Below are 21,497 nucleotides of genomic sequence, written 5' to 3'. Positions count from 1 at the left end.
TACCGCGCGTCGTGCGCACCGAGCTTCTCCTCACTAGGTATGGGCGCGCCGCGTCCCGGGGACGTGTGCGCTATGGGTTAGTCCCCGCCTTGGAGGAAGGAACTCCCATGACCAAGTCCGTCGCTCCCCGTACGGCACCGGTGCTCTACTCCGCACGCATCGGTCAGGCCGTGCGGCAACTGCTGGGCGATCTGATCGCGGTCGGCCTGGTGTGGTGGGCGGTCCGTCTGCAGGGATGGGTCGACGAGCAGATATCCAAACTCGCCGCGCCCGGCGAGACGCTGCAGTCGGCGGGCAACGGGTTCAGCGACGGGCTGTCCAACGCGGGCGGCAAGGTCGGGCGGATTCCCGGGGTGGGCGACGACCTCCGGGAGCCGTTCGACCGGGCGGCGGGGGCGGGTCAGCAGGTCGCGGAGGCCGGCAAGACGCTGCACGACACGATCGAGAAGGCAGCTCTCGTGACCGGGCTGGTCGCGGCGGCGATACCGCTGATCATCGTGCTCTGGTGGGCACTGCGCCGGTGGCGGTGGGTGCGGGAGGCCACCGCGGCCCGGCGGCTGGTGCGCGGCGGCGCCGACGCGTCGTTCTTCGCGCTGCGCGCGCTGGCGCACCAGCCGTTGTCCGAGGTGATCCGGGTGGCCCGCCGCCTCGAGGTGGACCCCGGTGAAGCGTGGCGGTCGGGGCACCCCGAGGCGGTGGCGGCCCTGGCCAAGCTCGAACTGGGCCGCCTAGGCCTTTAATCGAAAATGGGCCCCTGCGTACGCGTGCGCTTGAGCTCGTAGAAGCCCGGCACCGACGCGACGAGCACCGCGCCGTCCCAAAGCCGCGCCGCAGCGTCACCCTTGGGTGCCGGCGTGACGACCGGACCGAAGAAGGCCACCGGTCCGTCGGGCCCCGGCACGTGGATCACCGGCGTACCGACGTCCATGCCGACGGGGTCCATGCCTGCGTGATGCGACTTCTTCAGCGCCTCGTCGTACGCGGTCGAGGTGGCTGCCTCGGCGAGCGACTCGGGCAGCCCGACCTCGCGCAGCGCGTCGACGAGCAGCGACGGGTCGTCCAGCTCCACCTTCTGCAGGTGGATCCGGTTGCCCAGCGCGGTGTACAGCGGCAGGACCACCTCGTTGCCGTGCGCCTGCTCCGCGGCGATGACGACCCGGACCGGTCCCCAAGCCTTCTTCATCATCGCGTCGTAGTGTTCGCCGAGCTCCCGGCCCTCGTTCAGCACGGCCAAGCTCATGACGTGGAACGTGATGTCCAGTGGACGGACTTTCGCCGCCTCCAGCACCCACCGGGACGTCATCCACGCCCAGGGACACAGCGGATCGAACCAGAAATCGACCGGGGTCCTCTGCTCACTCATCGATCCTCCTCGCAGAAAGCACTCATCGAACGAGAGCCGCCACCCGCACCGAGGTATTCCCACCGCGCGGCGTACGTTTCGGGTGAGAGCTGCGTAAACAGGTGGTGCAGCACTGGTCTGCGGCGCATCGTTTACCGCCACGCCCGCGTGGGAGACTCATTGGCACGGCTCGAGGACGCGGTCCGCGTCCTCTGCACAACGGAGCGGCGAAGGAGTACCCGACAGTTGGCCGGTACCAATCTCACCCTCGGCGAAGCCAGGGAACGCGGAGATCTTCTCGAGGTCGCGTCGTATCACATCACGCTCGACCTGACCGATGGCACCGGAAAACCCGGAACCGACACGTTCCGCTCGGTCACCGAGGTCAAATTCAGCGCTAGACGACCCGGCGCGAGCACGTTCATCGACCTGATCGCGGCCAACGTCCGCGCGGCGACGCTGAACGGTCAAAATCTGGACGTCAGCACTTACGACCCGGAAAAGGGTCTGATCCTCGACGGGCTGGCCGAAGAGAACGTCCTCGTCGTCGACGCGGACTGCCGGTACATGAACACCGGTGAAGGCCTGCACCGCTTCGTCGACCCGGTCGACGACGAGGTCTACCTCTATTCGCAGTTCGAGACCGGCGACGCCAAGCGCGTCTACGCCTGCTTCGACCAGCCCGACCTCAAGGCGACGTTCACGCTGGAAGTCACGGCCCCCGAGCACTGGGAGGTCGTCTCGAACACGACTCCCGAGGTCGACGGCGCGGTGCGGAAGTTCCCACCCACGGCGCGGATGTCCACGTACATCACCGCGCTCGTCGCCGGCCCGTACCACAAGGTCACCGACCTGCACGACGACATCCCGCTGGGCCTGTTCTGCCGGCAGTCGCTCAAGGACTTCCTCGACCCCGACGAGATCTTCGAGATCACCAAGCAGGGGTTCGACTTCTTCCACGAGCACTTCGGCGTGCGCTATCCGTTCGGCAAGTACGACCAGCTGATCGTCCCGGAGTTCAACGCGGGCGCGATGGAGAACGCCGGCTGCGTCACGATCACCGAGTCCTACATCTTCCGCGGCAAGGTCACCGACTACGTCCGGGAGAACCGGGCCAACACGATCCTGCACGAGATGGCCCACATGTGGTTCGGCGATCTCGTGACGATGCGCTGGTGGGACGACCTCTGGCTGAACGAGTCGTTCGCCGAGTGGGCGGCGCACTGGGCCGCCGCCGGCGGCACCCGCTTCACCGACTCGTGGGCCGCGTTCTGCACCGACCGCAAGGGCTGGGGCTACCGGCAGGACCAGCTGTCCTCCACCCACCCGATCGCCGCGGACATCCCCGACATGCAGGCCGTCGAGGTCAACTTCGACGGCATCACGTACGCCAAGGGCGCCAGCGTCCTCAAGCAGCTCGTGGCGTTCGTCGGCGAGGACGAGTTCGTCTCCGGCCTGCGGTCGTACTTCAAGGCGCACGCGTTCGGCAACACCACGCTCGCCGACCTGCTCACCGCGCTCACCGAGGCCAGCGGCCGCGACCTGTCGAACTGGTCGGCGCAGTGGCTGGAGACCGCGGGCGTCAACACGCTGCGCCCGGAGTTCACGCTCGCCCCGGACGGCACGTACGCGTCGTTCGCGGTCAGCCAGGAGGGCATGGCCGAGCACGGCACGCTTCGCGCGCACCGCATCGCGATCGGTCTGTACGACCTGTCGGAGTCCACCGGCAAGCTGATCCGCCGCCGTCGCGTCGAGACCGACATCCACGGCGCGCGCACCGAGATCGACGAGCTCGTCGGCGAGACCCCGCCCGCTGTCGTACTGCTCAACGACGACGACCTCACGTACGCGAAGATCCGCCTGGACGAGCGGTCACTCGCGACGGTCGTCGAGCACATCGGCGGTTTCACCGAGTCGTTGCCGCGCTCGCTGCTCTGGGCCACCGCCTGGGACATGTGCCGCGACGCGGAGCTGCCCACCCGCGACTACGTGCGGTTGGTGCTCAACGGTCTCGCGGCCGAGTCGACGATCAGCGTCGTCGAGACGCAGCTGCGGCAGGCGCGGGCGGCGCTCGCGTCGTACGCGGATCCTTCGTGGGCGCCCGAGGGCTACAAGCTGGTCGCCGACGCCGCGCTGGAGCGGCTGCGGGCCGCCGAGCCGGGCAGCGACGTCCAGCTGGTCTGGGCGCGCACGTTCGCCGGTACGGCCCGAACCGACGAGAACATCGCCGTGTTGAAAACGCTGCTCGACGGCGCGGAGGTCGTTCCGGGGCTCGAGGTCGATACCGAGCTGCGCTGGGATTTCCTGCAGTCGCTGGTCGCCAGGGGCGCCGCGGGCGAGGCGGAGATCACCGCCGAGCTCGAGCGTGACAACACCGATCAGGGCAGCAAGGAAGCCGCCACCGCGCGGGCGCTCGTGCCCACCGCGGAGGCCAAGGCCGCCGCGTGGCACCTGGCCACCGAGGACGACACGATCCCCAACCAGGTCGGGCTCTCCGTCATCCGGGGCTTCGGTCACCCCGACCAGGCCGCGCTGCTCGAGCCGTACGTGGAGCGCTTCTTCGCCACCGTCTCCGACGTGTGGGCCCGGCGCACCAGCGAGGTCGCGCAGAACGTCGCGGTGCTGCTGTACCCGGCGTGGTCGGTGACCCAGGAGACGGTCGACCGCACCGACACCTGGCTCGCGCAGGCGGATCACCCGCCGGCGCTCCGGCGCCTCGTCGTGGAGGGCAAGGACCGCCTGGTCCGAGCCCTGCGCGCTCGCGCCTGCGACGCGTCCGCTTCCAACTAGATCGACGCCTGCCTGGTGAGCGCCGGATGCTTCCGCATCCGGCGCTCATCAGTTGCACCCGAAATGGCGGGCTAGCGGGTGGCGGGGCGGGGATTGCCGGCGCGGTCTGCGAGCATGCGCAGGCCCGTCACGATGCCACCGGCGAGATCGCCGCCCTGGAAAGCGGCACGCATCGACATGCCGGCGAGCTCGCAGGCCCGGTCGGGGATGCGCTTCGCGGCGCGCGTGCCGGTGACGATCTCCAGCGCCCGCTGGTTCGGCGACACCGCGAGCAGCACCGACTCCTCCGGCTCGGGCAGCGCGTCGAGCATCGTCTCGGCACTGCCGCGCAGCGGCTCTTCGAGCCCACCCACGTACACGCTGAACGTCAGCCCGGTCTCGCGGTCGGCGGCGGTGAGCGCCTCGTCGATGCGGAACAGCTGCCGCGAGCTGAACGGACCGGCCGCAGCCGCACCGTTCGCGATCGACGTGAGCTGGCTGGACGTGAGCTGCGAGGCCGGGATCTCCGGGGAGTCACCAGGTGCCACGTGCCCCTCCCTTCGGACCGGAGTTGGCGACCGCCACCGTCTCGGGGCGATCGATGACACCACCGGACTGCAGCACGCCGGGCGCTGCAGCCCGCTCCAGAACCGGCTGCTGACCGTTGACGGACAGGCCGGTCGGCGGCGCCGACAAGAACCACACCGGCGTGAACTCGAACGGCATTCCGGGCCGGTAACGCGGCGTGCGGTTACCGCCGCCGACGCCGAGCGTCAGCAGCGCCAGGACGCCCGCCACCGCCAGGGGTATCAGGACGAAGACGAGTGTGGTCTCCAGCACGGACATCGGGAGCTCTCTCACTCTCTCTATAGAGCGAGCGGACGTGTGGACGCCGCTTACGGTAGCGGAGGACCATCGCACCGCATGTGAAGGGTGTCCGCCGTTGTACCCGGTGACGCCGAACTTTCACCGTCCAGAAGCGGTCCGAGTTCGGACCGTCAGAACGGCCAGACGCTGTCCCAGAAATTCGACCACCAGTCGCTGATCATCGCTCCGACGTCGGTGAAGTTGCTGACGCCCCGCGTGGCGAAGACCAGTGCGCAGAGCAGGATGAACGTGCCGGTCGCGATGTTCTGGACGAAGGTGCTGCGGCGGGAGCCCCGTTCCAGCGTCGACCGGATGAGATGGCCGCCCAGGCGCACCAGCCACCAGACGGCGAACGCGCCGACGACGACGAGGATCAGCGCGGTGATCGGTTCGCCGGTGTCGGCGCCGCTGATGATCGCCACGGTGGCCAGCCAGAGCAGCCAGGACGCTGCGGCGATGACCGTCGCGAACGTCGTGTATTTCTTGCCGCGTCGGCGCAGGGGGCCGGATTGCTGGGGCTGGGGGGGCTGGCCGCCGCCGTGCTGGTCGTGGCCGTCGTCCTGGGAGCCGCCGCGGCGCCGTGAGTGGTCGACGTCGTCGACGCCCGGTTGGCGCGGGCCGACCTTGGCCACGCCGCTGCGGATCTTCGGCCCCGCGGGGGGCTCGTTGCCCTCGGTGTACCGGGGCATCGCGGTCGTCTTGGGCGGCCCCGACCGCGGTGCGTTCGCCCCCAAATCAGGCAGCGGCGCCGTCGGATTGGGCACCGACCGCCCCTGCCCCCCATAAGCCGCCCCGCCGGATCCCGGCGCCACCGCGCCGTACGCCGGCCCGCCCGAGGCGGGCGCGGACGCCGCGTAGGGCGCCGACGGTGCGGCGGCTACGCCGCCGACCGCCGCGCCGCCTACTGCGGCAGTGCCTACCTTGGCGGCGCCGCGGATGGGGGCGGAGGCGCGGGCCCCGGGAGCGGAGGGCGCCTGGGGCGGGATCTGCTGAACGCGGGTGGGGGTCGGCCCCGCCGCGCCGACGACCCAGTCGACGTGCGTGCTCGCCTGCGGCACGGCCGACGCGAGCCGCGCCAGCGTCGTCACCCAGTTGATGAGCTCGGAGCTGAGCGGCCGGTTGCCGGGGTTGTCGTCCAACGGTGCCAGCAGGTGCGCGGCGAGCGCCGGGTTGGCGTCCAACAAAGGATGACGGCGCAGAGCCCCGGGGGCCACCAGTGCACCGTCGTAGTGCGACGTCGCCCGATCGGCCCGCGGCAACCACCCCGTGACCAGGTGATACGCCACGGCGCCGAACCCGTGGACGTCGTACGACGGCCCCACGACCCCCGTGAACGCCTCGGGCCCCGCCGATTCCGGCGTGTGCGCGATCGTCGTGATGTGCTGCGGGTCGTGGTACCGGGCGGCGGTGAAGTCGATCAGCCGGATCTCGCCGGTGGGCAACACCAGCACGTTCGCCGGCTTGACGTCCATGTGGAGAACGGGCGTGTCGTCGCGATCGACCGGCCGGTGCAGGAGCGCGATCGTGCGCGCCAGCGTGGTGAGCACGTCGACGCCCTTCAGGCGCGGAACACCCTCACCCCCGGCCTGCTTCGCCACGTGTTGCAGCAGCGTGTGACCGGGCAGGAAGTCCAGCACCTGATACGGAATCCGCCGATCGGTACCCGACCCGAGCACCGACGTGGCGTTCGCCGACACCGGCGGCGCGCCGTAGAACCCGTCGACCCGCAGGCAGATACCGGGCGCGTCACGGGTGTTGAGGTCCATCAGAACCGCGTCACCCTTGTCCCACGACCGCATCTGGTCGAGCACGGGGCGCCGGTGGTCCTCGCGGAACACTTTCACCGTGACCGGAGCCGAGCGGACGCCACTGGACAGCCGCACGCCGCGGAACACGTCCGCCTGCCCGCCGGAGCCCAGCCGACCGGTCAGCCGGTACCGCTGGCGCCCCTCGGGAAGCGGTCCGTCCGGCCCGCAGACCAGGTCGACGGTGTCCGCTCCCACACTGGTCATTTCGCCGTCCTCTGATGTCGCCAGGAACCCCTACGGTACCTACACGACCCCAGTCCCCGGGCTCTCTGCGACCGAAGGACGACAAGCTCAGGGAAAACCCTGAGCGCTGCGAGCGCTCAGGGTCCGGACCTCGAGCCCGTTAAGCAGAGGCCTGCTCAGGGATATCCAGCCAGGCGTACCAGAGCGGATCGGGCGTGCGGTGACCAAGGACGCGCCAGGCCACGCCGGTCGGGGCCGCGGGGCGCCGGCGCAGGCGCCAGCCGATCTCCGCGAGCGTCCGGTCGGCCTTGACGTGGTTGCACCGGGTGCACGCGGCGACGACGTTGTCCCACACGTGCCGGCCACCCCGGCTGCGCGGCATCACGTGGTCGATCGTCGTCGCCGACGAAGTGCAGTACGCGCAGCGCCCACCGTCCCGGGCGAAGATCGCCCGCCGGGTCAGGGACACCTGACCCCGGAACGGCACCTTGACGAAACGCGTGAGCCGGACGACTGCCGGGGCGACCACCATCGTGGTCGTAGAACGAAGAAGGCCGTCCCCCTCGGTCACGGGGACGGCCTTGTCGGTGAGTACCAGTACGGCAGCACGCCGTACTGGTACCACGCACAATGGTTCGTACGTGGCATTGAGTACCAGCGATACGGCTGTACCAGGCATCGGATCACCTCCGCTGCCGTCATGATCTCCTACCAGACGCAGTTCTGCACGCATGATCCGGGAGGTACTCAGGTCCCTTCTTCATCACAGTCGTACGTGCGGACTGGTTCGTCCTGATCCGTCCCGAGGGTGGTGGACGCGCCATCCAGGCGGGTGCTGTACCAAGAACACGTGAGTTTCCGTCTTTCCGCCGCCGTCCCCACCTGGTTCGAGAAGTGGCCCAGCTTCCTGGACGACAACGTCACGCCGAACTGCGCGAAGGGCGACGAGAACCTGGGCTCGGTCTGCGAGTGGGTCTGGACGTCGACCGAGAGCCGCTGGCTGGCCAACGCCGTCGAGTGGCTGCTCGCGAAGCCGCTGGCCATCCTGCTGATCGTCCTCGTCGCGATGGTGATCCGGTGGTTGATCTTCCGGGCGATCAGAGCCATCACGTCGGTCGGGAACGGCGACTCGGACGCGACGACACCGGACGGGAAGCCGAAGAAGAAGCCACGGATCCTGCGCCCGTTCCGCGAGAAGGCCGAGTCGGCGCTCATGGCGTCGGGGCTGATGAGCGAGCGGCGCGCGCAGCGGGCGAGCACGCTCGGTTCGGTGCTGCGGAGCGTGACGTCGGTCATCATCCTCGTCGTCGCGGGTTCGACGATCCTCGGGCTCTTCCACATCAACCTGGCGCCGCTCGTCGCCAGCGCCGGTATCGCCGGCGTGGCGCTCGGTTTCGGCGCCCAGTCGCTGGTTCGTGACTACCTGTCGGGCATTTTCATGATCCTCGAGGACCAGTACGGCGTCGGCGACATCGTCGATCTGGGTGAGGCCAGCGGCACCGTCGAGGGTGTGGGCCTGCGGATCACGACGGTCCGCGACGTCCGCGGGGTCGTCTGGTACATCCGCAACGGCGAGATCCTGCGCGTGGGCAACAAGAGCCAGGGCTGGGCGCAGGTCGTCATCGACGTCCCCATCCCGTTCGGCACCGACCTGGAGAAGGCGCACGAGGTGCTCACCGAGGCCGCGGCCCGGCTCACCGAGGAAGAAGACTTCAAAGACGATCTGCTCGCGCCGCCGGAGGTACTCGGCGTCGACCAGATGACGGCTACCGGTCTCATGCTCCGCGTGACGGTTCGCACGACGACCGCTGCGCAGTGGCGGGTGGCCCGTGAGCTCCGCGCCCGGATCAGCACCGACCTGGCCGCCGCCGAGATCACCTCGGGCATCACCCCCATACCCGCACCCCCTGCCTAGTGGGCGGCCCGGCGAGAACGACGCTGGGCTCCAGGTTCGAACTTTGCGCGCCTAACGGCGCTCATAGGATGGGGGCATGACGCAGCCCTCGGCAGATTTTTACGAAGCGGTCGGTGGGGACGAGACGTTCCACCGGCTGGTGGCCGCGTTCTACCGCGGTGTCGCCGAGGACGCGGTGCTCCGGCCCCTGTACCCGGAAGAGGATCTCGGGCCCGCCGAGGAGCGGTTCCGCCTCTTCCTGATGCAGTACTGGGGCGGTCCCCGCACGTACTCCGAGCAGCGCGGGCACCCGCGCCTGCGGATGCGTCACGCACCGTTCCGGGTGGGCATCGCCGAGCGCGACGCCTGGCTGAACCGGATGCGCGACGCGATGGACGAGATCGCGCTGCCCGCGGAGTACGACGCCACGATCTGGGAGTACTTCGTGCGCGCCGCGGACTTCATGGTCAACCACATCGAGGACATCCAGCAGGGCCGCGCCGCCCAGATTTGAGCCCTCGCAAACGGGGTAAGGATTGAACCCTCACCGAGCTCTGGCAGCATGAGGGCTCTGAAACGATTCCGGACCCCGGGGGTACATCTTGGCTGGCACGTGGTGGCGCGATGCCGTGTTCTACCAGGTCTACGTGCGGAGCTTCGCCGACTCGAACGGCGACGGGGTGGGCGATCTGGCGGGCCTGAAGTCCCGCCTCCCCTACCTCGCCGACCTCGGCGTCGACGCACTCTGGCTGAACCCGTTCTATCGCTCCCCGATGGCCGACCACGGCTACGACGTCGCCGATCCGCGTGACGTCGACCCGGTCTTCGGCACGCTGGCGGACTTCGACGACATGGTCGCCGAGGCCCATCGGCTCGGGATCAAGGTCACCGTCGACCTGGTCCCCAACCACAGCTCCGACCAGCACGTCTGGTTCCAGCAGGCGCTGAAGGCGGCGCCGGGCAGCCCGGAGCGGGAGCGCTACATCTTCCGCGACGGCCGCGGAGCCGACGGCAGCGAAGCGCCGAACAACTGGACCTCGGTCTTCGGCGGACCGGCGTGGCACCGGGTCACCGAGCCCGACGGCACGCCCGGCCAGTGGTACCTGCACCTGTTCGCGCCCGAGCAGCCCGACCTCAACTGGGACAACCCGGAGGTCATGGCCGACCTGGAGAAGACGCTCCGGTTCTGGCTCGACCGCGGTGCGGACGGGTTCCGCATCGACGTCGCGCACGGTCTGGCCAAGCCGCCGGGCCTGCCCGACATGGAGGCCGAGAAGGACACGCTGGCCGGCGACGGTCACCCGCGCTTCGACTACGACGGCGTCCACGAGATCCACCGCCGCATCCGCAAGGTGCTCGACGAGTACCCCGACGCGATGGCGGTCGGCGAGATCTGGGTCCAGGACGTCGAGCGGCTCAAGCTGTACCTGCGCGCCGACGAGCTGCATCTGGCGTTCAACTTCGTGATCGTGCAGTCCCGGTGGCGCTCCGACGAGCTGCGCAAGGCGATCGACGACTCGCTCGACACCGTGAGCGGCACCCCGGCCCCGCCGTGCTGGGTCTGGTCGAACCACGACATCGTGCGGTCGGTCTCGCGGTTCGGCGAGGGCCTGGTCGGCGAACGGCGCGCCCGCGCCGCCGCGATGCTGACGTTCGGGCTGCCGGGCGTCGTCTACGTCTATTACGGCGACGAGATCGGCATGCCGAACGTCGAGCTGCCCGACGAGGTCCTGCAGGACCCGACGTGGGAGCGCTCGGGGCACTCGGTCCGTGGCCGCGACGCGGAACGGATCCCGATGCCGTGGACGCCCGGCGAGCCGCCGTACGGGTTCTCCCCCGAGGCGGTCGACACCTGGCTGCCGCAGCCGGCGGGCTGGTCGCCGCTGGCGGTGGAGTCGCAGGTCGGGGTACCCGGAAGCACCCACTCGCTGTACCAGGAAGCGATCGCGATCCGGAAGTCGAACGAGGCGTTCTCCGGTGAGATGACGTGGCTGGACGCGCCGGAGGGGTGTCTCGCGTTCAAGCGCGACGGCGGCCTCACCTGCCTGGTGAACTTCACCAACCACCCGGTGGCCCTGCCCGCCGGCGAGGTGCTGCTCACCAGCGTCCCGCTGGTCGACGGCAAACTCCCGGGCGACGCCACCGCCTGGCTGGTCTGAGCGGCCGAGGCCCGCGCCCAACCGGCGCGGGCCTCGAACCAGCCACAGTAGACACGCGAGGCTATCTTGTGGCCTCGTGAGAATGGACCGCCAGACGCGGGTGTTGGCCGCCGGTGTATCGGCAGTCGTCGTGCTCGTGTGGTTCGTCGCCTGGCTCAGCCGGGACGAACCCGACGAGGTCGTTCGCGGCTACCTGGAGGCGTTGTCGGCCGCCCGACCCGCCGACGCCCTGGACGTCGCGCGCACCGAGGACGTGCCCACCGGCCCGTTCCTCCGTCCGGAAGCGATGTCGCGCGGTTGGACGATCGACGCGGTCGAGACGCCGGAAGTGGTCGAGGGCGGCATACCGGATTTCGAGAACGAGGACGTCTACTCGGTGGCCTACCGCTTGGGCGGTGGCGAGCAGGGTGAGTTCCGACTGATCGAGGACGGCTGGAGCTGGCGAATAGAGAATCCGCTCGACAGCGTCTCCTTTCGGCTCGAAGTGTTCACGTTCCTGCAAATCGGCAAGGTGCGAACGCCGCTGTCGCGCGACGCTTTCGCCGAGGTCTGGATGTTCCCCGGCGTCTACACGCCCTATACCGACGTCTCTTCCGACGCCGTGGCAGCAAAGAATCCACGGCTGGTCGTGGCGCCCGGCAGCGGCGAATCGTACGAACCCGAATTCACCGTCACGGCGGCCGGTAACCGAACCGCGCAGGGGGTCGTGGATGCAGTGGTGGACGACTGCGTCGCACTGCGCACCGCGAAATGCACCCTGGCGCCCTGGTACGACAGCGACTACTTCACGGAGAAAGGCTCGGTCGATCCGGAAGACGTGACCACGCAACGGTGGCGAGTCGTCCGCCGTCCGGCGATCAGCGTGCGGGATTCACACAGGCCCGAGGACGGGGCCGGGTGGCTCGAGACCCACGTCGTCACACCCGGCGTGTTACGACTCGACGCTATCGGCCGCGACGGCGACTACGACCCGGTCCAATTCGCACAGACCTGCGAGATCAACGAACTCCGGCTGAAGGCCCGGCTGAACGACGTCGGCGCCCTGATCTTCTTGCGCGACGGCGATCCGGTTCACGTCGAGCTGAAGTGCGCTAGCGCAGAAGCGTGACGCCGAATGACGCGGTGCGGTGGTAGACCGTGCCGTGCTCGGCGGTCAGGCGGACCCACGGGCCGCACGACGAAACGCCCACCGGCCCGTCACCGAGGAACGCCATCCGGGCCAGCGCCAGCAGCAACCGGAACGTCACTGCCACCTCCGGCGACCCCGGGGTACTGACCCGCAGCGTCTCGTGGTCCAGCAGCGACTCGCCGGCGGCCTGGGTGCCGGCTGCGCGGAAAGCTTTTTGCCCTGCGGTGATCAGATTCCGGACGACGTCAGCCGGCACGGTGTCGAGCGGCTGCCAGTCTCGGTCGGGCGGCAGGGACCCCCGCCACTCCGAGTCGCGCCGCCGCGGCAACTCCGTCGACTCGAGCAGCTCCGCGGCACTCACCGTGGCGTCGTCCAGCCAGGACCCCGGCACCGTGCGCGCGACCAGGACGTCGAACGGCAGCGCCGCCCAGAGCGTCAGGTGGTCCGGACCGGACGGACGGATCCGCACCAGCGCACCCGCGTCCAGGCGCACGATCCGGCCGAGGAACACACCGAGATCGCGTCGCTCGGCGACGAGAACGGTCATGACTCCTCCCGCCAAGCCTCGAGGAACTCACGCTCCTTGGGCAACAGCCGCCGCGGACGCCCGGCCGGCATCGAGACCGGGACCAACCGCGTCAGCCCTCGCGCCGCCGTCTCTTCCGCATGGTTGAACAGCTCGTAGCCGACGCTGTAGCTGGCGGCCCGGACCTCGATGACCCAGCAGTCGACCCGGATCGGGCCCCGGCCGTACGTCACCGGCCGCTTGTAGTCGATCTCGTGCCGGATGACCACGCAGCCGTCGAGCATGGCGGACAGCGCCTCTCCCCCGTCGAGGATCAGCGCCGTCCGTGCCTCTTCGAACAGCGTCAAGAAGCGGGCGTTGTTGACGTGCCCGAAAGCGTCCATGTCCGACCAGCGGACCTGGCACCACTCGGTGTGCCTCGCCATGCAGTCAGTCCCGCGTCAGCTTCCGGTAGGTCACCCGGTGCGGGCGAGCCGCCTCGGCGCCGAGCCGGTCGACCTTGTTCTTCTCGTACGACTCGAAGTTGCCCTCGAACCAGTACCACTGCGACTCACCCTCGTACGCGAGGATGTGCGTCGCGACGCGGTCGAGGAACCACCGGTCGTGTGTGATGACCACGGCGCAGCCCGGGAATTCCAGCAGCGCGTTCTCGAGCGACGAGAGCGTCTCGACGTCGAGGTCGTTCGTCGGTTCGTCCAGGAGCAGCAGGTTGCCGCCCTGCTTGAGCGTCAGTGCCAGGTTCAGCCGGTTGCGCTCACCGCCGGAGAGCACGCCCGCCGGCTTCTGCTGGTCGGGGCCCTTGAAGCCGAACGCGCTGACGTACGCGCGCGAGGGCATCTCGACCTTGCCGACGTTGATGTAGTCCAGGCCGTCGGACACGACCTCCCACAGCGTCTTCTTCGGGTCGATACCGCCACGACCCTGGTCGACGTAGGAGATCTGCACGGTCTCGCCGATCTTCACCGCGCCGCTGTCGGGCTTCTCCTCGCCCATCAGCGTGCGGAACAGCGTCGTCTTACCGGCACCGTTCGGGCCGATGATGCCGACGATGCCGTTGCGCGGCAGCGTGAAGCTCAGGTTGTCGATGAGCACCCGGTCGCCGAAGCCCTTGGTGAGCTTGTCGGTCTCGATCACGACGTTGCCCAGACGCGGGCCCGGCGGGATCTGGATCTCTTCGAAGTCCAGCTTGCGGTGCCGGTCGGCCTCGGCCGCCATCTCCTCGTACCGGGCCAGACGCGACTTGCTCTTGGCCTGGCGGGCCTTCGGGTTCGACCGAACCCATTCGAGCTCTTCGCGCAGGCGCTTGGCGCGCTTGGCGTCCTTCTGGCCCTCCACCTTCATCCGCTCGGCTTTCGCCTCGAGGTAGGTGGAGTAGTTGCCCTCGTAGCCGATCGCCCGGCCGCGGTCGAGCTCGAGGATCCAGCCGGCCACGTTGTCCAGGAAGTACCGGTCGTGCGTGACGGCCAGGACTGCGCCGGCGTACTTCGAGAGGTGCTGCTCGAGCCAGAGGACGCTCTCCGCGTCCAGGTGGTTCGTGGGCTCGTCGAGCAGCAGCAGGTCAGGCGCCTGCAACAGCAACTTGCACAGGGCGACGCGACGCCGCTCACCACCGGAGAGAACGCGGACGTCCGCGTCACCGGGCGGGCAGCGCAGCGCGTCCATCGCCTGCTCGATCTGGCTGTCGAGCTCCCAGGCGTTGGCGGCCTCGATCTTGTCCATCAGCTCGGCCTGCTCGGCCAGGAGCTTGTCGAAGTCGGCGTCTTCCTCGCCCATCGCCTCGTTGACCGCGTCGTAGCGCTTGAGGATGCCGCGGATCTCCGCCACGCCCTCTTCGACGTTCTCGCGGACGTTGAGGTCCTCGTTGAGCGGCGGCTCCTGCATCAGGATGCCGACGGTGGCGCCGGGCGCCAGCAGGGCGTCGCCGTTCGAGGCGTTCTCCAGCCCGGCCATGATCTTCAGGACCGTCGACTTACCGGCACCGTTGGGACCGACGACGCCGATCTTCGCGCCGGGTAGGAACGACAGCGTGACGTCGTCGAGGATCACTTTGTCGCCGTGCGCCTTGCGCACCTTGCGCATCGTGTAGATGTACTGGGCCATCAGGGGGTCGTTCCTCCGCGGATCGCGTACGTCCTTCCATCCTCCCAGGTCTGCGCGGCGCGACGAAATCAACGCCCCCAGGGAGGACCCGCGACTGGAACGTCCCGCTTCGACCCGCTATTCCGCGCCGTAAGCCCGCCGGAGCATGTCGATCAGGGCATCGGCCGCGCGACTCGTTCGCGAGCTGGACGGCCAACGACGCTCCGGTCGAGGACGAACCGGTGGCCCGGATGATCGAGGAGGGCATGCAGTGCTACGTGATCAAGCTGTCCGCGCCGTCCCGTCCGAGCGACGAACAGGTCCGGAACCTGCGGATACCGACGCTGGTGATCTTCGGCGGCGAGTCCCGGATGCACGATGCGGAGGCCGGCGCCGAGAACGCGCGGCGACTGCTGCCGAACGGCACCGTGAAGGTCTACGACGACGCTTCCCACGCCGTCAACGCCGAGTACCCCGACCGACTCGCGGCGGACCTCGAGACGTTCCTGAAGTAGACGAAACGCCGGGCCCGAAGAGGTTGGGCCCGGCGTCTCGGTCGTGCTCGTGCGTCAGCCCTTGAGGCCACCGGCCAGCAGGCCACGCACGAAGTACTTCTGCAGGGACAGGAACACGACCAGCGGGACGATCAGCGAGACGAACGCACCAGCGGTCAGCCGCTCCCAGCGGTCACCACGCGAACCGGCCATCTCGGCCAGCCGCACGGTCAGCGGAGCGACGTCCTTCGTGCCACCGGTGAACGTGAGCGCGACCAGCAGGTCGTTCCACACCCACAGGAACTCGAAGATGCCGAACGAGGCCAGCGCCGGCGTGATCAGCGGGAGCATCAGCTTCCGGAAGATCGCGCCGTGCCCGGCACCGTCGACCCGTGCCGCCTCCACCATCTCCCGAGGGATTTCGGAGATGAAGTTGTGCAGCAGGTACGTGCCCAGCGGCAGCGCGAACGCGGTGTGCGCGAGCCAGACCGTCACGAACGAACCGGTCAGGTTGAGGTCCGGCACGATCGTGAGGCTGCCGACGTGCGCACCGTTGGAGAACAGCTGCAGCAGCGGGATCAGCGCCATCTGCAGCGGAACGATCTGCAGCGCGAAGATGCCGATGAACACCCAGTTGCGGCCCTTGAAGTCGATCCAGGCCAGCGCGTACGCGGCCAGCGAGCACAGCACCAACGCGAAGATCGTCGACGGGACGGCGATCACGATCGAATTGACGAAGTAGCTGGCCAGCTGCGTGGACGACGTCCCGAACAGCACCGTCTCGTAGTTCTCCAGCGTGAACGACGGGTTGGTGAACGCCGTCCACCAGCCCGTCGTCTTGATCTCGCGCTCGGGGCGGAACGACGAGAGCAGCAGCCCGAACGTCGGAATCGTCCAGACCACCGCGATCAACAACGAGATGGCCGACGCCGTCCGCGAGGTGAGCCGCTTGCGCACCCGGCCGGACTTCGTGTCGACGACCGCAATCGGCGGCGTGGAAGTAGCGGCGGCCGCTTCTACCGTGCTCATCGGGTCTCCTCCCGCTGGCGCAGAACGCGAACCTGGTACAGCACCAGCGGGATCACCAGGACGAAGAGGAACAGTGCGAGCGCGGCACCGCGGCCGGGCTCACGGAACCGGAACGCCTGCGTGTACATCTCGTTCGCGAGGACGCTCGTGTCGAAGTTGCCGGCGGTCATCGTCCGGACGATGTCGAAGACCTTCAGCACCGAGATCGTGATCGTGGACAGCACCACGATCAGCGAGCCCCGGATCGAGGGCACCGTGACCTGCCAGAACATGCTCCACGGAGTGACGCCGTCGATGCGCGCGGCCTCGACGATGTCCGCCGGGATGCCCTTGATCGCCGCCGAGAGCACGACCATCGCGAAGCCCGCCTGGATCCAGACCATGACGAGGATCAGCAGGAACGTGTTGAGCGGCGGGTCGAGCAGCAGCTGAGTGGGCTCTCCACCGAACCAGACGATGAGCTGGTTGATCAGACCGATCTGCTCGTTGCCGCCGCCCCGATAGGCGTACATGAACTTCCAGATGATGCCCGCGCCGACGAACGAGATCGCCATCGGCATGAACACCAGCGACTTCGAGATCGCCTCGGTCCTGGCCTTGTCGATCAGGATCGCGTAGATCAGGCCGATGCCGGTCGCCAGGATCGGCGTCAGCACCGTCCAGATGATCGTGTTGCGGATCGTCACCAGGGACTCGTCCTCGGTGAACATCCACACGTAGTTGTCGAAGCCGACGAAGTCGCCCGCCGCGTTCGTGAACGACAGGATCGTCGTCCGGATCGCGGGGATCACCAGGCCGACGCCGAGCATGAACAGTGCCGGCAGCAGGAACAGCGCCAGCTGGTACTTGTCGTGGCCGCGCTTGGGTGCCCGGTCGACCACGATCAACAGCAGCCCCACCACCGCGACGAAGATCGCGACGGCCAGCAGGGCGTTGAACAGCTTCGGGCCCCAGTCGACGAAATCCACGGCCCACTCCTTCCGATGCCGCAATGCCCGGCCGGCCCCCGCGAAGGGGACATCCACCGGGCATCCGACCCGCACAGGTTTCAACAGCGCACGCCCGTGCTCGGGCCGTGACGCCAGGAGGATTGCCGCCATCCATCCGCGGGGGCGCCACTGCCGTCACGCGAGCTTCACCATCTTGCGCTGATGCCCGGCCGTAAGGCCGGGCATCAGCGAAAACTCGCGCGGCGAATCATTGGCGCCGGACCCCCGAAGGAAGGGCAGCCGGGTGCCCGGGAGGCGGATGGTCCCACCCGCCGCCCGGGCCGGTCGGCAGCAATCAGCCGACCCCGTGGATCACTTCTTCGGCCAGCTCTTCTCGACCTGTCCGAGCGCGTCCGCCGTGCTGGAACCGTTCAGCCAGCCGACCATCGCCTTCCAGAACGAACCGGCGCCGACCGCACCCGGCATCTGGTCCGATCCGTCGAAGCGGAAGACCGTCTTCGGGTCCTGCAGCAGCTGCACCGACAGCTTGTCGATCGGGCTCTTCAGGTTGTTGGCGTCCAGGCCCTTGTTGGCGCTGATCCAGCCGCCCTCACCGATCTTGGCCCGGCTGTTGGCCCACTCCGGCGTGGAGAGGTACTCCTGCACGGCCTGAACCTCGGGACGGTCCGCGAACGCACCCACGAACTCGGCGGCACCGAGAACCGGCTGACCCTTCGAGGCGTCGATCGGCGGGAGGTAGAACGCGAAGACGTCGCCGTCCGGGGCCACCGCGGTGCCTTCCGGCCACTGGTTGCCGTAGAAGGACGCCTGGCGGTGCAGCGTGCACTTGTTCTCGAGGATGGGCAGGCCACCCTCCTGGAACGACGTGGTCACGATGCTCTTGACGTCCCCGTAGCCGCCGTTGACGTACTTCGGGTTCTTCAGGATCTTGCCGACCTGGTCCAGGCCCGCCGTGACCTGCGGCGAGTTGAACGGGATCTCGTGGTTGACCCACTTGTCGTAGTCCTCCGGCGTACCGGTACGCAGCAGGACGTCCTCGAGCCAGTCGGTGGCCGGCCAGCCGGTGGCGTCACCGGACTCGACACCCGCGCACCACGGCTTCTCACCGGTGGCGGCGATCTTGTCGGAGAGGGCGATCATCTCGGCCCACGTCTTGGGGACCGTGTAGCCCTTCTCCTTGAACGTCTTCGGCGAGTACCAGACGAACGACTTCACGTTCGCGCCGAGCGGTGCGGCGTAGAACTTACCGTCGACCGTGCCGTACTTGATCCAGTCGGCGGAGTAGTTGGCCTCCGCGCTGGTCTTGACCGCAGCCGGGGCCGGCTTGACCTTGCCTTCCTTGGCCAGCGAGCCGAGCAGACCGGGCTGCGGGAAGAACGCCAGGTCAGGGGCATTGCCACCATCGACGCGGACGTTGAGCTGGGCCTCGAACTCACCGGAGCCCTCGTGCTCGATGGTGATGCCCGTGCAGTCCTCGAACTGCTTCCAGGACTCTTCGAGCCGGTCGGCCTCGACGTCACGGATCGACGAGTACGCCGTCACCGTGGCGTCTTCCTCGACCGCCCACTTCTTGTAGGGCTCGCACTCGGCGGAGTCCTTGTCCGCCCCCGAGCCGCCGCTGGTGCTGCAGCTCGCGAGGAGAAGCACCGCTCCCACCGTCGCGACGGCCCCTGTGAAGGCTCGTCGGCGCGGCAAACCAAACACCATCGTCTGTTACCTCCTTCTCAACGAGGGAGTATGAGTGTGAGCTACGCCTCGAACTCCCCCGGGCGGTAGAGCGATGAAAGCGCTTTCGTAACTCCGGCGCAACATCCTTGGAGATCAAACAGGTAACGATCCGGAAGCGGCTAACCCCCGCCCTGGTGAACCCAGGTTCGGACAGAAGACGTTCTGAATCGATGGAGTAGGACTTTGGAGTAAACGGCTGGTGACTGGGCAACCCCATCCGGTCCCGTTAGCCCCAGCCGCCGAGCTGTCCTCGTCGAACGACCGATAAGATGACGGCCGTACGGACAACCCGAGGGGGTTCCGCCCGTGTCGGACCACACTTCGATCGTCGTCGTCGCCAACCGATTGCCAGTCGATCGCGAGGTCAAATCCGACGGTTCCGTCCATTGGCGTCCCAGTCCCGGTGGACTGGTGACAGCGCTCGAGCCGGTGATGCGCAAGCGCCACGGCGTCTGGGTCGGCTGGTCAGGTGACGCCGGAGACGCTCCGGAGCCGTTCGAGGCCGACGGCATCCAGATCCATCCGGTACCGCTGTCCCACCGCGAGGTCGACGCGTACTACGAGGGTTTCTCCAACGCCACGCTCTGGCCGCTTTACCACGACGTGATCGCCGAACCCGAGTACCACCGCAGCTGGTGGGACTCGTACGTGACCGTCAACCGCCGCTTCGCCGACGCCGCCGCCGAGGCGGCACCCGAGGGCGCCGTGGTCTGGGTGCAGGACTACCAGCTCCAGCTCGTGCCCCAGATGCTCCGCGAGCGGCGTCCCGACCTGCGGATCGGGTTCTTCCTGCACATTCCGTTCCCGCCGCAGGAGCTGTTCATGCAGCTGCCGTGGCGTACGCAGGTGATCCGCGGGCTGTTGGGCGCCGACCTGATCGGGTTCCAGTTGCCGGGCGGCGCGGCGAACTTCCTGCGCCTCGCGCGGCGGCTCGTCGATCTCAAACCACGCGGCAGCGAGGTCGACTTCGAAGGCCGCACGGTCCGCGCGCGGTCGTTCCCGATCTCGATCGACTTCGCCAGCATCGACGCGATCGCCCGCGAGGAGCGCATCGCCAAGCGGGCCGCGGAGATCCGCGATGAGCTCGGCCACCCGAAGACGATCCTCCTCGGCGTCGACCGGCTGGACTACACCAAGGGCATCGCCATCCGGCTCAAGACGTTCTCGGAGCTGCTCCAAGACGGCTCGGTCACGGTGCCGGACGTCGCGCTGATCCAGATCGCGACGCCCAGCCGGGAGCGGGTCGAGCACTACAAGGTGCTCCGCGACGAGATCGAGCTCCAAGTCGGGCGCATCAACGGCGACTACGGCAACGTGGGCGCCCCGGCCGTGCACTACCTGCACCAGTCGTTCAGCCGCGAGGAGCTCACCGCGTTCTACCGCGCGGCCGACGTCATGCTGGTCACGCCGCTGCGCGACGGCATGAACCTGGTCGCCAAGGAGTACGTCGCGTCCCGGGTCGACCACGGCGGCACGCTGGTGCTCAGCGAGTTCACCGGCGCCGCGGCGGAGCTCAAGCAGGCGTACCTCGTCAACCCGCACGACATCGACGGCGTCAAGGACAAGGTCCGGCAGGCCATCGGCGCCGACCCGGCCGACGCCCGCCGGCGCATGCGCCGGATGCGCCGTCAGGTCGCCGAGCACGACGTGTCGCGCTGGGCCGCCGACTTCCTCGCGGCGATGGGGATCGAGGCATGACCCTGCGGGACGCGATCGCCCGGCTGTCCGCCGTCGAGACGCTGCTGGTCGCCACCGACTACGACGGTGTGCTCGCGCCGATCGTCAACGACCCGGCGAAGGCGTTCCCGCTGCCGGCGGGTATCGACGCGCTCCAGGAGCTGGTGACGCTCCCCCGTACGTCGGTGGCGCTGCTCTCCGGGCGCGCACTGGTCGACCTGGCCCGGCTGTCCGGCCTGGGCGGCGAGGCGCTGCTGGTGGGCACGCACGGCGTCGAGTTCGACGACGGGTTCGCGATCCCGCCGGAGGCCGCCGCGCTGCGCGAGCGATTGCTCTCCGAACTGGGTCCGATGATCGCGTCCGTGCCGGGTGCGGCCCTGGAAGAGAAGATCGCGAGCGTCGCGGTGCACGTCCGGAACGCCGATGCCGACGCCGGGGAGAAGCTTCTCGCGGGCGTGGCCGCCGGGCCGGGTAGCTGGCCGGGTGTGCACTCCACGGCCGGCAAGAAGGTGCTCGAACTGGCCGTCGTCGAGACCAGCAAGGGCACCGCGCTGGACGTCCTACGGGAGCGGACCGGCGCCGACGCGGTGCTGTTCTCCGGCGACGACGTCACGGACGAGAAGGCGTTCGCGGTGCTGCGGCCGGGCGACGTCGGCGTGAAGGTCGGTCCGGGTGAGACGGCCGCGGAGTTCCGAGTGGACGATCCCGAGGAGATGGTCACGATCTTCTCGCTGCTGTCCGAGGAACGTCGGCTGCACGTCGGAACGTAGTAGGCCGCCCGGCTTTCACCGGGCGGCCTCGCGCTGTGTGGGGAGAGTCCGGGTGGCGGCCCGGCCTAGTCTCCCGACGACAGCGTCACGCTT

The 21,497-nt window shown here is 68.7% G+C and carries 20 protein-coding genes; 9 read left to right on the top strand and 11 right to left on the bottom strand.

The features are described 5' to 3' along the window. Positions 1-107 precede the first annotated feature (107 nt). On the top strand, positions 108-740 hold the full coding sequence (locus ACGFY5_RS06255) for a hypothetical protein (protein WP_392717887.1): 633 nt from the start codon (positions 108-110) through the stop codon (positions 738-740). Here ACGFY5_RS06255 and ACGFY5_RS06250 read toward each other — a convergent pair. Then, positions 737-1,363 (bottom strand): DsbA family protein, encoded by a 627-nt coding sequence (locus ACGFY5_RS06250; RefSeq protein ID WP_392717885.1) that lies wholly within the window; start codon positions 1,361-1,363, stop codon positions 737-739. The two genes, ACGFY5_RS06255 and ACGFY5_RS06250, sit on opposite strands and share 4 nt — an antisense overlap. A gap of 225 nt (positions 1,364-1,588) precedes the next feature. Between ACGFY5_RS06250 and pepN the strand changes: the two genes are divergently transcribed. Next, positions 1,589-4,132: an aminopeptidase N gene (gene pepN, locus ACGFY5_RS06245; protein ID WP_392717882.1), complete on the top strand. Its 2,544-nt coding sequence runs from the start codon at positions 1,589-1,591 to the stop codon at positions 4,130-4,132. A 71-nt stretch (positions 4,133-4,203) separates the two neighbouring features. Here pepN and ACGFY5_RS06240 read toward each other — a convergent pair whose 3' ends face one another. The 4 genes from ACGFY5_RS06240 to ACGFY5_RS06225 all read right to left on the bottom strand — a co-directional run bounded on the left by ACGFY5_RS06240 (position 4,204) and on the right by ACGFY5_RS06225 (position 7,648). Next, positions 4,204-4,596 carry a DUF5130 family protein gene (locus ACGFY5_RS06240; RefSeq protein WP_392718675.1) on the bottom strand — a complete coding sequence of 131 codons (393 nt, stop codon included), beginning with the start codon at positions 4,594-4,596 and terminating at the stop codon, positions 4,204-4,206. 49 nt (positions 4,597-4,645) lie between these two features. Then, the gene (locus tag ACGFY5_RS06235; protein ID WP_392717880.1) at positions 4,646-4,957 is read right to left on the bottom strand and encodes a hypothetical protein; all 312 of its coding nucleotides are present in this window, start codon (positions 4,955-4,957) and stop codon (positions 4,646-4,648) included. Between the two features lie 152 nt (positions 4,958-5,109). Further along, positions 5,110-6,990 carry a serine/threonine protein kinase gene (locus tag ACGFY5_RS06230; RefSeq protein ID WP_392717878.1) on the bottom strand — a complete coding sequence of 627 codons (1,881 nt, stop codon included), beginning with the start codon at positions 6,988-6,990 and terminating at the stop codon, positions 5,110-5,112. 139 nt (positions 6,991-7,129) lie between these two features. Beyond that, positions 7,130-7,648, bottom strand: a complete 519-nt coding sequence (locus ACGFY5_RS06225; RefSeq protein WP_392717876.1) for an HNH endonuclease — start codon at positions 7,646-7,648, stop codon at positions 7,130-7,132. A 171-nt stretch (positions 7,649-7,819) separates the two neighbouring features. Here ACGFY5_RS06225 and ACGFY5_RS06220 point away from each other — a divergent pair, with 171 nt between their 5' ends. The 4 genes from ACGFY5_RS06220 to ACGFY5_RS06205 all read left to right on the top strand — a co-directional run bounded on the left by ACGFY5_RS06220 (position 7,820) and on the right by ACGFY5_RS06205 (position 12,130). After that, a complete protein-coding gene (locus ACGFY5_RS06220; protein ID WP_392717874.1) occupies positions 7,820-8,884 on the top strand; it encodes a mechanosensitive ion channel family protein in 1,065 nt (354 codons plus the stop codon). A 76-nt stretch (positions 8,885-8,960) separates the two neighbouring features. Next, entirely contained in the window at positions 8,961-9,377 is a 417-nt protein-coding gene (locus ACGFY5_RS06215) for a globin (protein WP_392717872.1), read from the top strand. An 85-nt stretch (positions 9,378-9,462) separates the two neighbouring features. Further along, entirely contained in the window at positions 9,463-11,022 is a 1,560-nt protein-coding gene (locus ACGFY5_RS06210; RefSeq protein ID WP_392718673.1) for a glycoside hydrolase family 13 protein, read from the top strand. A 253-nt stretch (positions 11,023-11,275) separates the two neighbouring features. Continuing rightward, the gene (locus ACGFY5_RS06205; protein ID WP_392717870.1) at positions 11,276-12,130 is read left to right on the top strand and encodes a hypothetical protein; all 855 of its coding nucleotides are present in this window, start codon (positions 11,276-11,278) and stop codon (positions 12,128-12,130) included. Here the strand turns inward: ACGFY5_RS06205 and ACGFY5_RS06200 are convergent. The 3 genes from ACGFY5_RS06200 to ettA are packed head-to-tail and all read right to left on the bottom strand — an operon-like array spanning position 12,114 to position 14,777. Then, positions 12,114-12,698: a hypothetical protein gene (locus tag ACGFY5_RS06200; RefSeq protein WP_392717868.1), complete on the bottom strand. Its 585-nt coding sequence runs from the start codon at positions 12,696-12,698 to the stop codon at positions 12,114-12,116. The genes ACGFY5_RS06205 and ACGFY5_RS06200 overlap by 17 nt on opposite strands. Further along, positions 12,695-13,102 carry an acyl-CoA thioesterase gene (locus ACGFY5_RS06195; protein ID WP_392717866.1) on the bottom strand — a complete coding sequence of 136 codons (408 nt, stop codon included), beginning with the start codon at positions 13,100-13,102 and terminating at the stop codon, positions 12,695-12,697. The genes ACGFY5_RS06200 and ACGFY5_RS06195 overlap by 4 nt, the downstream gene beginning before the upstream one ends. Positions 13,103-13,106: 4 nt before the next feature. Then, positions 13,107-14,777 (bottom strand): energy-dependent translational throttle protein EttA, encoded by a 1,671-nt coding sequence (gene ettA, locus ACGFY5_RS06190; RefSeq protein WP_392717864.1) that lies wholly within the window; start codon positions 14,775-14,777, stop codon positions 13,107-13,109. A 221-nt stretch (positions 14,778-14,998) separates the two neighbouring features. Between ettA and ACGFY5_RS06185 the strand changes: the two genes are divergently transcribed. Further along, positions 14,999-15,271 (top strand): alpha/beta fold hydrolase, encoded by a 273-nt coding sequence (locus ACGFY5_RS06185; RefSeq protein WP_392717862.1) that lies wholly within the window; start codon positions 14,999-15,001, stop codon positions 15,269-15,271. A 54-nt stretch (positions 15,272-15,325) separates the two neighbouring features. Here ACGFY5_RS06185 and ACGFY5_RS06180 read toward each other — a convergent pair whose 3' ends face one another. From ACGFY5_RS06180 to ACGFY5_RS06170, 3 genes are all read right to left on the bottom strand, one after another. Continuing rightward, complete coding sequence (locus ACGFY5_RS06180) at positions 15,326-16,279, bottom strand: carbohydrate ABC transporter permease (RefSeq protein ID WP_392717860.1); 954 nt, start codon at positions 16,277-16,279, stop codon at positions 15,326-15,328. Beyond that, the gene (locus ACGFY5_RS06175; protein WP_392717858.1) at positions 16,276-17,247 is read right to left on the bottom strand and encodes a carbohydrate ABC transporter permease; all 972 of its coding nucleotides are present in this window, start codon (positions 17,245-17,247) and stop codon (positions 16,276-16,278) included. Before ACGFY5_RS06175 ends, ACGFY5_RS06180 begins: the two co-directional genes overlap by 4 nt. A 333-nt stretch (positions 17,248-17,580) precedes the next feature. Beyond that, entirely contained in the window at positions 17,581-18,936 is a 1,356-nt protein-coding gene (locus ACGFY5_RS06170; RefSeq protein WP_392717856.1) for an ABC transporter substrate-binding protein, read from the bottom strand. 327 nt (positions 18,937-19,263) lie between these two features. Between ACGFY5_RS06170 and ACGFY5_RS06165 the strand changes: the two genes are divergently transcribed. Both ACGFY5_RS06165 and otsB read left to right on the top strand, forming a co-directional pair. Further along, on the top strand, positions 19,264-20,655 hold the full coding sequence (locus ACGFY5_RS06165) for a trehalose-6-phosphate synthase (RefSeq protein WP_392717854.1): 1,392 nt from the start codon (positions 19,264-19,266) through the stop codon (positions 20,653-20,655). Beyond that, complete coding sequence (otsB, locus tag ACGFY5_RS06160; protein WP_392717852.1) at positions 20,652-21,404, top strand: trehalose-phosphatase; 753 nt, start codon at positions 20,652-20,654, stop codon at positions 21,402-21,404. Before ACGFY5_RS06165 ends, otsB begins: the two co-directional genes overlap by 4 nt. The last annotated feature ends 93 nt before the right edge of the window (positions 21,405-21,497 follow it).

The organism is Cryptosporangium sp. NPDC048952, assembly GCF_043197895.1.
GTDB lineage: Bacteria > Actinomycetota > Actinomycetes > Mycobacteriales > Cryptosporangiaceae > Cryptosporangium.
This window is presented reverse-complemented; position numbering and strand designations above follow the sequence as displayed.